The organism is Diplocloster hominis, from assembly GCF_032380655.1.
GTDB classification, from domain to species: Bacteria; Bacillota; Clostridia; order Lachnospirales; family Lachnospiraceae; genus Diplocloster; species Diplocloster hominis.
The window spans coordinates 114,579-126,360 of sequence record NZ_JAWDIY010000010.1 but is presented as its reverse complement, the minus strand read 5'-3'; the positions used below and the strand labels follow the sequence as shown (position 1 = coordinate 126,360).

12 protein-coding genes are annotated in these 11,782 nt (G+C 45.6%); 10 read left to right on the top strand and 2 right to left on the bottom strand.

The window, feature by feature from the left end:
• Positions 1-20 precede the first annotated feature (20 nt).
• The gene (locus tag ABC831_RS11470; protein ID WP_343248263.1) at positions 21-1,523 is read right to left on the bottom strand and encodes a sugar ABC transporter ATP-binding protein; all 1,503 of its coding nucleotides are present in this window, start codon (positions 1,521-1,523) and stop codon (positions 21-23) included.
• Between the two features lie 576 nt (positions 1,524-2,099).
• Positions 2,100-2,321, bottom strand: coding sequence for an LPXTG cell wall anchor domain-containing protein (locus ABC831_RS11465; RefSeq protein ID WP_343248262.1), 222 nt, complete (start codon positions 2,319-2,321; stop codon positions 2,100-2,102).
• A 119-nt stretch (positions 2,322-2,440) separates the two neighbouring features.
• Here ABC831_RS11465 and ABC831_RS11460 point away from each other — a divergent pair, with 119 nt between their 5' ends.
• The 10 genes from ABC831_RS11460 to ABC831_RS11415 all read left to right on the top strand — a co-directional run bounded on the left by ABC831_RS11460 (position 2,441) and on the right by ABC831_RS11415 (position 11,664).
• A complete protein-coding gene (locus ABC831_RS11460; RefSeq protein ID WP_343248261.1) occupies positions 2,441-2,860 on the top strand; it encodes a hypothetical protein in 420 nt (139 codons plus the stop codon).
• Positions 2,861-3,179: 319 nt separating this feature from the next.
• Positions 3,180-3,407 carry a hypothetical protein gene (locus ABC831_RS11455; protein ID WP_343248260.1) on the top strand — a complete coding sequence of 76 codons (228 nt, stop codon included), beginning with the start codon at positions 3,180-3,182 and terminating at the stop codon, positions 3,405-3,407.
• Positions 3,408-3,487: 80 nt separating this feature from the next.
• The gene (locus tag ABC831_RS11450) at positions 3,488-3,925 is read left to right on the top strand and encodes a phage tail protein (protein WP_343248259.1); all 438 of its coding nucleotides are present in this window, start codon (positions 3,488-3,490) and stop codon (positions 3,923-3,925) included.
• A gap of 19 nt (positions 3,926-3,944) precedes the next feature.
• Positions 3,945-4,238, top strand: a complete 294-nt coding sequence (locus ABC831_RS11445; protein ID WP_343248258.1) for a hypothetical protein — start codon at positions 3,945-3,947, stop codon at positions 4,236-4,238.
• A 62-nt stretch (positions 4,239-4,300) separates the two neighbouring features.
• A complete protein-coding gene (locus ABC831_RS11440; protein ID WP_343248257.1) occupies positions 4,301-4,633 on the top strand; it encodes a hypothetical protein in 333 nt (110 codons plus the stop codon).
• A 227-nt stretch (positions 4,634-4,860) separates the two neighbouring features.
• Positions 4,861-6,555, top strand: coding sequence for a phage tail protein (locus ABC831_RS11435; protein ID WP_343248256.1), 1,695 nt, complete (start codon positions 4,861-4,863; stop codon positions 6,553-6,555).
• Between the two features lie 41 nt (positions 6,556-6,596).
• Entirely contained in the window at positions 6,597-6,953 is a 357-nt protein-coding gene (locus ABC831_RS11430) for a DUF6711 family protein (protein WP_343248255.1), read from the top strand.
• A 6-nt stretch (positions 6,954-6,959) separates the two neighbouring features.
• Complete coding sequence (locus ABC831_RS11425) at positions 6,960-9,680, top strand: hypothetical protein (protein ID WP_343248254.1); 2,721 nt, start codon at positions 6,960-6,962, stop codon at positions 9,678-9,680.
• Positions 9,670-10,398, top strand: a complete 729-nt coding sequence (locus ABC831_RS11420; RefSeq protein ID WP_343248253.1) for a hypothetical protein — start codon at positions 9,670-9,672, stop codon at positions 10,396-10,398. Before ABC831_RS11425 ends, ABC831_RS11420 begins: the two co-directional genes overlap by 11 nt.
• A 12-nt stretch (positions 10,399-10,410) precedes the next feature.
• Entirely contained in the window at positions 10,411-11,664 is a 1,254-nt protein-coding gene (locus ABC831_RS11415; RefSeq protein ID WP_343248252.1) for a tail fiber domain-containing protein, read from the top strand.
• The last annotated feature ends 118 nt before the right edge of the window (positions 11,665-11,782 follow it).

Here is an 11,782-nt window from a genome sequence, read left to right as displayed (position 1 = left end):
TGTTCTTTCCTCCTTCTCCCTTATGCCTCTCGTTTGGTGGCATATCCCATGATGACATTCTGATCGATCTCGTCCCCCATTACCTCTCCGGTAATTCTGCCCTCACACATGACCAGAACTCTGTGACAGGTCCTTATAATCTCCGGTAATTCCGATGAGATTACGATGATCGTTTTGCCCTCAGCCGCCAGTATATTCAGCAGCTTATAGATTTCATTCTTGGCTCCGATATCGATCCCTCTGGTGGGTTCGTCGAAAATCAGGATATCGGAATTCCGGGTCAGCCATTTGGCAAGTACGACCTTTTGCTGATTCCCGCCGGATAGAAGTTTTACTTTCTGTTTGATCGAAGGAGTTTTGATACTCAGCGATTCTTTTTGTTTTGTCGTATTGTCACGGGACTTTTTGAAGTTGATAAATACCAGCGCTTTCAGGAAATCTTTCATATCCGCCATACAGACATTTTCATCTACCGAAAGGCCTAGCGCCAGCCCGTACCGCTTACGGTCCTCAGATAAATAGGCGATTCCTGCATTTACCGCGTCGCTGGGACAGTTGATCTTCACCTGCTTGCCGTGCACCAGGATCTCTCCGCTCTCGTGGGGATCGGCTCCGAATATGGCGCGGGCTGTTTCGGTTCTTCCGGCTCCCACCAGACCTGCCAGTCCCAGGATCTCTCCCTCTCTTGCCTGGAAGGTTACGTTCCGTACCATACGGCCGGCGTTCAGATTCCGGACTTCCAGGGAGACTTTCTTGTCTTTCTCTGCGAAAGCTTCCTGTTTTGTAACAAATATTTCCCGGCCGACCATCATCTTGATAATCTGGTCGATGGTGGTATCCTGCGTATTCACAGTATCCACATAGCCCCCGTCCCGCATGACCGTGATGCGGTCCGAGATCAGTTTCAGCTCTTCCAGCCTGTGGGATATATGTATAATCGCTCTGCCTTCTTCCCGCAGCATCCGGATCACCCGGAACAGGTCCTCGATCTCGTTGTCCGTTAAGGCCGCGGTGGGTTCGTCCATGATCAGAATCCTGGAGTCATAGGAGAGCGCTTTTGCGATCTCTACCATCTGCTGCTTGGCTACGGTTAAGTCCCCAACCTTTACCGCAGGATCAATATCCTGATTCAGTCTCTCGAATAACTTTTTCGCCTCCTGGTTCTGCGTCTTTGCATCCAGGAAAATCTTTGCTTTAGTTTTGTACTCCCTCCCAATGAAAATGTTCTGCGCAGCTGTCAGATGGTTCATCAGATTTAATTCCTGATGGATCATAATGATGCCCTTACGCTGAGCATCCCTTACATTGTTGATGCTGATTTCCTCCCCATTCAGCAGGATCCTGCCGGAATCCTTCGTATAGACGCCGGTCAGCACCTTCATCAATGTGGATTTTCCCGCACCGTTCTCGCCGACCAGAGCATGTACTTCCCCTGCCTTGAGCTCAAAGGACACGTCATCCAACGCCTTGACTCCCGGGAACTCTTTGCAGATATGCTCCATTTTGATCAGTTCTCCAGCCATTTCCTATCACCTCTTTCTCCTTGCTGTTCCTTCCACCGGTTACCTTTTTCATATACTTCATATTGGATCTGATTGCAGAACCTCTATTTAGCAAGGGTTGAGCAATCGATTGCGCACTCAGGAATAAAAAATAGTAGCGGAATGTCTGTGAATGCTACTATCTGATGCCTATGAAGTTTTCCCTTTGGATAACTCTAGCTTATTACACCAGAAATTATCTGTCAACGACATTTTTTGCGCAAAATTGATGCGCAATTCTGACTATTAAGCTGTGCTTATAAATAGAAATATGGTCATGGGTATGCGTAATCTTGATTCATTCGAGATTCTAAGATGAGCTTTTTATGAATACAGTTTGAAAATGATCACTCTTTTTATTATATTTTTTAATAGGTATTTGTGCATTTATCACTCTATTTTTGCGCATTTTGCGCATGTTTCTATATATATTTACGTTTATTCTATGTTTTTTTCACATTCTTTCGTCATTAACTCCAACATTTTGTGATCTGAATTGTTTTTTATGCGCATTTCTTACCAACAAAATATTAAATTTATTCCCCTGTGACAATTTTGTTATCCTGCTATTTTTCTTCTTCGTACGATCAGGACAATGATTCCCATAGCTGCTAGCAGCATGAGGAGCAATGGCATAACAGGTGCCTCATCCCCAGTCTGTGCTCCGCCTGCGTTCTGATTACCGCTTTCTCCATTTCCAGACCCGGAGTCCTTAGAATCATTGTTACCATTATTGTCTGATTTCTCCACATCTTTGTAAGTGACTTTCTTTTTATCCAAATCAATCCGCTGTTTATGAATACTAAAAATAAGTGACAGAAATAAGTGCAAAACCGATGTGCACAATTCTCAGATAAATCCCAAGTAAAAATGCATTTAGACAAGTAAGGAGGAAAAATATGATGCAGAAAAAGAAATCAGGCTACCCACAAACAGATCCTGTTACTTTTCACCTTTCACTATTAAAAGAATATCAATCTATGCAAAAAGAAATAAAAGACCTTCAAAAAAGAATTTCCGAAACTGAAAGACGTTTAAAACAGTTAAATCCTGACAATGCAGGAGATATCACAGGAATACTCAGGGAACGGTACAATATTCTGAATAAGGAAATGGATCATTTAGAGAAATTGACAAATTCTGTACTTTCCTATATTGAAACACTTCCAACTAGTGAGTTAAGAACATTATTTCGTCTATATTATTTGGATAACTTAACATGGATACAAGTTTCATTTCGTATGAATACATATTTCCCAAATAAGATTTATTCAGAGGATAGCTGCCGAATGAAACATAACCGATTTTTAAAAAAATAATAATTTTTTCAGAACATGTGTTCTGTTGTGTTCGCTTATCCTCTGTTATGATCTGATCAACGGAAGTAATTATACCATTATAAAACCTGTGTAAGTCAGCCTTATCGTCAAACCTGTTATCAAAAGATTATAAAAACTAAATAAAGTGATACAAAAAGGGGGTGATTTTATTCTTGATCCAAGCAACCAGGTTTATACAATTCTAAAAAACGGTATTTCAGATCTTAGTCCCGGGTTTATCAACGCAATTCCTTCAGAGCCTCCGCCCTATCCTTATACCTATTTTAAGGCAGCGGGGGCAAAGGAGACAGCATGCGATATGGAAAATAACGAAAATGCGGTTGTCTCCACAATAGAACTGCAGGTTTATTTCGACCAAAATTATGAAGAAGCCCATCAAATCATAACCGCAGAAAGTGATATCATGCGCGGACTAGGTTATCAGCGAATCAGCGGGCCGCTTTGTACGGATGATGCTGAAAAGACCGGTATCAATAAGCTAACCGCAAAATATGAACGTATCTTTTGCGATGGGGACGAGTTATAGGAAAACTTCCGTTTACAGACTGTACAGGTAAACAATAACGATCAGCACGCCGAAGAGCGTGTATACAGGGAGGAAATATTATGTCAACAAATACAAAAAAAGCAGTTAGTACAATCAGTTCCATTTTAGAAACCAGCGAAAACGGAACCACATGGGAAAAGTTATGTACGATCAAATCCTATCCCGCATTAGGCGGAGCTCCTGAACAGCTGGAAACAACAGATCTGGAAGATGATACACAGACCTTTGTGCCTGGTGTACAGGCTATGGAAGCCATGGAATTCTTAGCCAATTATACATTGGATTCCTATCTTGCTGTGAAACAAAAGTCCGGTAAGGAATTACGTTATCGCATGTCCATGGGAAAAGACGGAGTCGATGGAATCGCTTCCTGGAGCGGCCAGCATTTTGTATATCTCAATGAAGGGGAAGTAAATGGCGTACGTGAGATGACCATCTCCGTATCCCCCTCAACCAAAATTGATATAGCCGCCAAAGAAGTACCGGCCAATGCCTGATTAGAAAGGAAAACGTATTATGACCTTAAAAATCAATCAAAAATCGTATGAAGTACCACAGTTGGGGTTTAAAGATATGGTTCATATGGAAAGCATGGGATTTTCAATTATCGAAATGTTCCAGAAACAACATTTCTTCTCACTTGCTGCCGCCTTTGTCGGTATCTGTGCCGGCTGCAGCCGGGAAGAGGCGGAGATTCTATGCGAACAGCATGTCCTGGGTGGTGGTAATATTGAAGAAATATATACTGCTTTTATGGAGGCTGTCAATTCCAGCGGTTTTTTCCAGAAACTCCTCTCGAAGGAGGAGTAGACACATCCGCTCGCGAGGAAGCAGTGGAGGCCGATATCCGGACATATCAAAATTATACAGATTTGATTTATCGGAATTGGCTTCCCTGCGCAATCCGTTATGGGATATCCTATGAGACATTTTGGGATCTCAATCCCAGGATTATGGACATTTACCAGGCGGAATTTAGGCGGCGTGAATCAGCCAAGCTGGATTTAATCGATTATTCCGCCTGGCTGAACGGCGCTTACATAGTCAATGCGGTACAAACCGCATTAAGCCCTCGAAAAGTAAAATATTCGAAAATGCCGTTACATACATCGAAACAGGATACACCGATCAATGACGCGGAAAAATTCAAGCTCTGGGCTGCTGAATTCAACAGGCGTTTTGAAAACATTCAGGCCCAGACCTGATAAACCGCAGATAGGTCTGTATCCTGTAAGAAAGAGTGGTGAAAAAAATAAACTCTATAACCGAACAATTAGAAACGAGTATCGCCAAAAGTACGGAAGCACAAAAACAATTAGATAAGCTATCCGGAAAATTATTACAAATTGATACGCGTTTATTTAAATTAAAATTTGAAAAATTTGAGAAGGTCGAAAAAAATGTTAAATTGTCTACTCAGGCAATAAAAAATATGTCCTCCGAGATGACCTCCTACTCCAATGAAATGACCGAAGTATCCAAGAAAAATGAAACACTGGCCACATCGGTAGAAAAAACAAGTTCGGGCTTTGAGAAATTCCGTGATTCCGCCGTCGGCATGTGGAACGGGGTCGAAAAGTCCTCCCAAGTAGTACAGAATATTGGCGATTTTCTCGCAAATATGCGCAGCGGCGAAGGCGGGGAAGGCCCAGGACTATCCCTCGGGATAGATCCGGATAAGCTGCAGAAACTTCAGGATCTGTTCGCTCCGCTGCAGAATGTGGCGGGTACTATTTTAGGCATTAACGATGCGCTGACGCAGTTGACCGGCTGCGATATGGGAGAATTGTTTACGAAGCTTACCGCTTTATTCGGGCAGGGCGGATTCTTTGGCCCCGGCGGACTAATCGCCGGCGCCTCCGCACCTATTCTTCTTTTAATCGCAGGCCTGGCAGCTCTGGCTGCCGGATTGGGTTACGTATTTGCAACCAATGAAAACGTCCGCCAAAGTTTTTCTGATGCTTTGAGCACGATCGCGGAAAGCTTTACACCCGCCATACAATTCATATCTGACACTGTTATGCCCGACCTCAAAGACGGTTTTAACAGGTTTTTGGAGATTCTGCAGCCTTTGGGTGACTTTCTTTCAGAAATGTTCACCAGTATATGGATGGATATGATCATTCCGGCTATGCAGTATATCGGAACCGAAGTCATTCCGCTTCTCACAGAGGCTTTTGAAAATTTGTGGAATTATGTGTTAGTACCTTTAGGCAGTTTCCTCGGGGACGTATTTACTCCAATCATCTCCATTGTGTCCGATTTATTGTCGGGATTGTGGAATAACGTAATTCTGCCATTGGCCGATGCGATCGGAGGAATCTTAGCGCAGGCGTTTGAAGGATTGGTGGAAATTTTCAATGAAATGATTCTGCCGGGTCTGAACCACCTCATCTCCGTATTTCAATTTCTTTGGGACGAAGTACTCTCTCCGATCATTGATTTTCTTGTGGAAGTCTTTAAGCCCGTATTCGACGATGTCTTCAAAGGAATAGGGGAAGTCATCGACGGGTTGTCCAAGGCCTTTGGGGGACTGATCGATTTTGTTGTGGGCATTTTTACCGGTGATTGGGAAAAAGCTTGGAAAGGTGTCCAGGATATCTTCTGTGGTATTTGGGATGCCCTATCCGGCCTCGTGAAAATACCGCTGAATGCGATTATCGCACTGTTTGAGGGAATTGCCAATAAGATTATTGATGGCTGGAATGCTGTTAAAGAATTATTAAATGGGTTCTCCTTCACAATCCCGGATTTTGTACCCGTATTCGGAGGTCAGAACGTAGGATTTCATCTTTCCATGAGTTCTCATATCTCCCTGCCCAGATTCGCCGGAGGAGGTTATCTGAATACCGGCGAAATGTTTATTGCCAGGGAGCGCGGTCCTGAGCTGGTCGGACGTATCGGCCGCCGGGGCGCTGTGGTAAATAACGACCAAATCGTGGAAGGTATCCGGGCGGCTGTGGCAGACGGTATGCTTGACGTATTATGTTCCGGCGTAAATCTGTCCGCTCCTGGAACTCCCATCCTGGATTTCACATTCATGGTGGATTCTGAAACCGCGTACCACCTGGTAGAAAAAGGCCGCTTAAAGGCAGACAGGAGATATCACGTGGTTGCCGCTATATAACATCAAAAAATAACAGGCCAGTCATCAAGGGAGGTGAACCTATGGCCATACTCAAAGTCGATGGAATCGCATTAAAAACTCCCGCTGCTCTCTCCTGGGGGCTGGAAGATATCACTGCCGGGGATTCCGGCAGGACCGAAGATGCAGTCATGCATAAAAACAGGATTACACAGAAACGGAAGATTTCATTGAGCTGGAACAATCCTACACAGGAAGAAACCGCAGTGATCCTGCAGGCCTTCAATCCGGAATATATAAAGCTTACCTATCCGGATGCCATGAGCGGGACAGACCGGACCGGAACATTTTACGTAACTGACCGCTCCGCGCCCGTGAAAATATGGACCGTTGGTACCAAGAGGTATTCTTCCGTATCTTTTGATCTGATAGAAAGGTAGAACGATATGATAAATACAAGTATGCAGTACCGGCAGGCACTCTATGAAGATCACAGGGTTTTTCTGTCCAAGGCCACGATCGAGCTGGCAGACGGTACTATACTGAGCCTGCCTCCTTCACACATCATGCAGGGGGGGATCAAGATCTCGGATGCTGTCAGCGGGAGCGGGAGTTTTGACATCGGCTCCGCCATCATTAATAAACTGACACTGAACATTAATAATATGTATGATACTTACAGTAACTATAACTTTTCGGACGCAGTCATAACCGTTTTTATCGGCCTGCAGCTTTCCGATCATACGGAATGGCTGAAAAAAGGTGTCTTTCTGGCAGATGATCCCTCCAGTGTTTCCGGCATTATTACCCTGGAAGCGCTTGATTATATGACCAAATTTGATCAAATATATCGTGGCGGTCTTGGATTTCCGGCTACGCTTAAAGACATCGTCCTTACCTGCTGCTCCCAATGTGGCGTAATACCCGCATCGGTACAGTTTGACCACAATAATTATATCGTGGATCATAATCCTTTTGATGAAAATGATACCGTAACCTGCCGGGAACTAATTTCTTACTGTGCGCAGATAGCCGGTTGTTTCGCCCGGTGTAATGCGGACGGTAAGCTGGAACTCAAATGGTATGATACAGCTGTGTTTCCTATTTTGGAACAAAGTGACGGCGGGTACCTGAACGATTACCGGTCGGGTGCTGAACTGGACGGTGGAGATTTCAAAGATTACAGCACGGGAGCCAATACAGACGGGGGAGACTTCATAGGTCTTCCTGCTTATCACCATATTTATAGCCTGTCTTCATTAAAAATCGCTACCGACGATGTGGTAATTACCGGAATCCGGGTGAATGCCTCTGATGGTATGGATGGAGAGGGTAAGACATTAAAAGGGGAATCCGTTCTGTGCGGAACAGAAGGTTATGTGCTGGAGCTTTCTTCCAATCCTCTTATTGAGTATGGACGCGCTGCTTCTGTGGCGGATTTTTTAGGAAGAAAAATTGTCGGTATGAAATTCAGGCCATTGGAAGCTTCCGCCCTAAGTAACCCGGCGATCGAAGCCGGAGACTGTATGATCGTCACTGACCGGAAACAGAACAGTTATTCCTGTTTCGTTACGAACCTTTCGTTTACTACCAGCGGCTATGAAAGTCTGGTCTGCGGCGCACAGCCGCCTGCCAGGCAGTCCAGCGAACGGCAGTCCGCAGTTACTAAAGCCATCATAGAAGCAAGAAAAAATGCACAGCAGGAAATATCCCGTTATGACAATTACGCCCGACAGTTAAACAGTCTGGCCATGAACGCAATGGGTTTTTATGAAACGTCGCTTATACAGGATGATGGAAGTATCATCAAGTACCTGCACGATAAGCCTTTGCTGACAGATAGTCTTATCATCTACAAAAAAAGTATCGATGGGTTTTTCATAAGCAAGGACGGCGGTCAAACCTATATCAACGGATTTGATCATGATGGAAATGCAGTGTTAAATATTCTGGCTGCGATCGGTATCGAAGCGGACTGGATCGATACCAGAGGGCTTACCGCTACGGATGACATGGGGAACACCACTTTAGAGGTGGACGCTTCCACCGGTAAAGTTCGAATTATCGCGGATAGTTTCTCTTTACAGGGAAAAACCATACCCGCTTTAGCCTCCGAAGAGGCGCAAAAATCGGTAAGTGCCCTGAATGCCTCGCTTGGCACGGATGAAATATTCAGACGTCTGACCAATAACGGTGCGCTCCAGGGGATCTACATGAAAAACGGATCTCTGTATGTCAACGCCAGCTACATCATGTCTGGTATGCTGACACTGGGCGGAAACGGTAATACGAACGGTTCCCTACGGCTGCTTTCAGCCGACGGAGGTACGGAATATGCCCATATGGATAACCGGGGCCTTTTGGCCTATAGGGGTAAAATCGGCAATTGGATTTTTGATAATAACGCAATCTATAACGGTCCCTGGCCCACCGGTACCAGAGATAATAATAGTACCGGCATGGGTACCTGGAATCCGGATTTTGCGTTTTGGGCTGGTAACGGCAAATTCCGTGTCACACAAAACGGCAAAGTATTTTGTTACGACATGGAAATAAACGGCAATGCATTCGGAGATGACTGTAAATGTACCATTGTAAACGGATCCGGAGACCATACTACCTATCTGTATGGCAGCGGTCTGCAGGTGCATCATAATCCACGCAGCAGTGAATATTGTTCCATGAACGCAACCGGCGTCTCCGCCCATAACGGTAAAAATTGGTCCCAAATGCATGCCACCTTCTTTGTCGTTCAGGACAGCACAGGCAATAAAACCGAATATACATCCAGTGGACAAATCGTATCTTCCCTGGAACGTTGGAAGACAGACATTGAAGAAGAAAACTCATTGTTAGATGAAGTACGAAAGACCAAAGTATATTCCTTTCGATACCGTTCTGAGCCAAAGAACACGGGTCCAAATACCCCTGATCCTCAAAACGTAAGCTCCGGTAAAAAATATGGATTTGTCATCGGCGATAACTATCCACTTACCGATAAGATCATCGCTACGAACGGCCAGGGAATCGATTCCTACAATGCAGTCGGCGTCCTGTGGGGCGGAGTGAAAGAGTTAAGTAATAAAGTCGATGTATTGGAACACAAAATTCAGGAATTGGAAGGTATCATTCACAAGTTAATCGGAGGTGATAAGAATGGCAATTAGAATGAGAAGAGGCGCTTATGGTGACTTAAATCCGGCGCAGCTTCTGCCAGGTGAATGGGCGGTAGTCCTTAAGGACGATCCGCTCTGCAAGGATGGAAAATCGGTATATCTGTGTTTCGCCGGAGGAAATACAAAACGGATCGCAACTTACGAAGATATGGTGGAACAATTCGGCGATCTCACAGACGAGATCATACAAAGGCTGACCGGGGAAGTCAATGCGGCAGTCATACTTTCCAGGGAGGCGGCTGATTATGCCACAATGCAGGGAGACCTGGCGGCTGCCAGCACTCAAGCTGCCGAAGCAGCCGCCCAAAGTGCCGCCGATACGGCAAGTGATCTCGCGACGCGGCTGGAACAGGGTGAATTCATCGGTCCACAGGGCATACAGGGACCCAAGGGGGATGTCGGTGACTCCGGTCCCAGAGGCCCGCAGGGAATACAAGGTATTCCCGGTCCGCAAGGCCCCATGGGTGCTGTTGGCGCAACAGGCCCGCAGGGGCCCGCGGGGCCAATGGGCAGCACCGGGCCGCAGGGACCACAGGGCAAACAAGGAGACAGCGGTGTCTCCGTACCAATCAGTACCTTATACACCCTGTCCGTAGATGACTCCGGGAATCTTTACGCTTATTTTGCGGAGGGCAGCACCCCGCCCGAGTTCGAATATGATCCGGTAACCGGAGCCGTTTACTATTTGACACCGGAAGAAAATGAATAGGGGGAAAAAGATATGGCAAAAGCATTCATTGGTTATATCCGCGGGCCTAAGGGAGAACCCGGACCACAGGGGGCTACCGGGGCACAGGGTCCGATAGGAGCAACCGGAGCTTCCGGACCACAGGGACCGAAAGGCGATATCGGAGAAACAGGACCGCAGGGTCCGGCCGGCATCCAGGGTCCCAAAGGGGAAACCGGACCTGCAGGTCCGCAGGGGCCCAAAGGGGAAACAGGAGAGCCAGGGCCACAGGGGCTTGCAGGTCCGCAGGGGCCAAAGGGAGATACCGGTAATATTAACATGGCCACTCCCGTAACATTTACCATACCAGCAGTTGATTCCGATTTGATCAGCGGAAGCACCTTATCAAATTTATTCGGTAATATCCGGAAACGATTTGATGTAATCAAAAACACTATCGGCAGCCTGGCTGATTTGTCTACCGAACATAAGACGGATTTGGTTTCTGCGGTCAATGAGGTAAAAAAAATCGGCCAGGAAGGAATGGACAGCTTATCAACACAAATTACGGAAATTGGCGGCACATTGTCCACCATAAATAATACTTTATCCGATGAGATCGATATTACAAATGCTTCCTTATCAGTGCTGGAGTCAACCGTCAACAATAAGGCAAATCTGAACCACGTACATGACAACCGTTACTACACCGAAGCTGAAGTGAATAGCCGATTGGGCGGGTATCTTCCATTAACAGGCGGAACAATCACCGGCGATCTGACTTTACAGGGGAGCCACGGAGTACGCATGGGTTATGGTGGTCGGATTGAACAGGGCGGAAACCAAAACTTTAAGATTTTTTCTTCAAATGAGCAGCAATACAGCTTCTTTTTTGGGGTCGATTCAGGACGTTGGTGCTTTTTTCAATCGAAGGATAATGTTGCAGACCTGGGATCCGCCAGCCATAGATTCGGAAGTGTATATGCCGCTACCAGTGCCATCATAACTTCCGATCAAAACTCCAAACATAGTATCGACAAACTTGATGCAGATAAAGCGGAGCAATTTCTCCTTAAATTACGCCCTGTATCCTATATTTTGAACGATGCGGAAACCGGACGAAAACATTATGGTCTGATTGCTCAAGAAGTTGAACAGGCGATGTATGAATGTGGAATTTCTGACATGGATTTTGCCGGTTTAATCAAGACTCCCTCTTCCGATGCTCCCGAAGGCTTTATCTATGGATTACGGTATGAAGAGTTTGTGCCTTTAATTATAAGGGTTCTGCAAAAATTATTGGGGTGAATCGTTAGTGACAGCCATGAAACCGCATATGGAATTCGTATGTTAGGAACTTATGAACCAGTATTGTTATAAATAAGTATCTTCGACACTTCAACTCCCCTTCCCCTCAATCTGAGGG

Bases quoted from the DNA above. Each gene is read 5' to 3' on its own strand.
- ABC831_RS11470 (WP_343248263.1), bottom strand. From the start codon at position 1,523: ATGGCTGGAGAACTGATCAAAATGGAGCATATCTGCAAAGAGTTCCCG.
- ABC831_RS11460 (WP_343248261.1), top strand. From the start codon at position 2,441: ATGATGCAGAAAAAGAAATCAGGCTACCCACAAACAGATCCTGTTACT.
- ABC831_RS11455 (WP_343248260.1), top strand. From the start codon at position 3,180: ATGGAAAATAACGAAAATGCGGTTGTCTCCACAATAGAACTGCAGGTT.
- ABC831_RS11450 (WP_343248259.1), top strand. From the start codon at position 3,488: ATGTCAACAAATACAAAAAAAGCAGTTAGTACAATCAGTTCCATTTTA.
- ABC831_RS11445 (WP_343248258.1), top strand. From the start codon at position 3,945: ATGACCTTAAAAATCAATCAAAAATCGTATGAAGTACCACAGTTGGGG.
- ABC831_RS11435 (WP_343248256.1), top strand. From the start codon at position 4,861: ATGTCCTCCGAGATGACCTCCTACTCCAATGAAATGACCGAAGTATCC.
- ABC831_RS11430 (WP_343248255.1), top strand. From the start codon at position 6,597: ATGGCCATACTCAAAGTCGATGGAATCGCATTAAAAACTCCCGCTGCT.
- ABC831_RS11425 (WP_343248254.1), top strand. From the start codon at position 6,960: ATGATAAATACAAGTATGCAGTACCGGCAGGCACTCTATGAAGATCAC.
- ABC831_RS11420 (WP_343248253.1), top strand. From the start codon at position 9,670: ATGGCAATTAGAATGAGAAGAGGCGCTTATGGTGACTTAAATCCGGCG.
- ABC831_RS11415 (WP_343248252.1), top strand. From the start codon at position 10,411: ATGGCAAAAGCATTCATTGGTTATATCCGCGGGCCTAAGGGAGAACCC.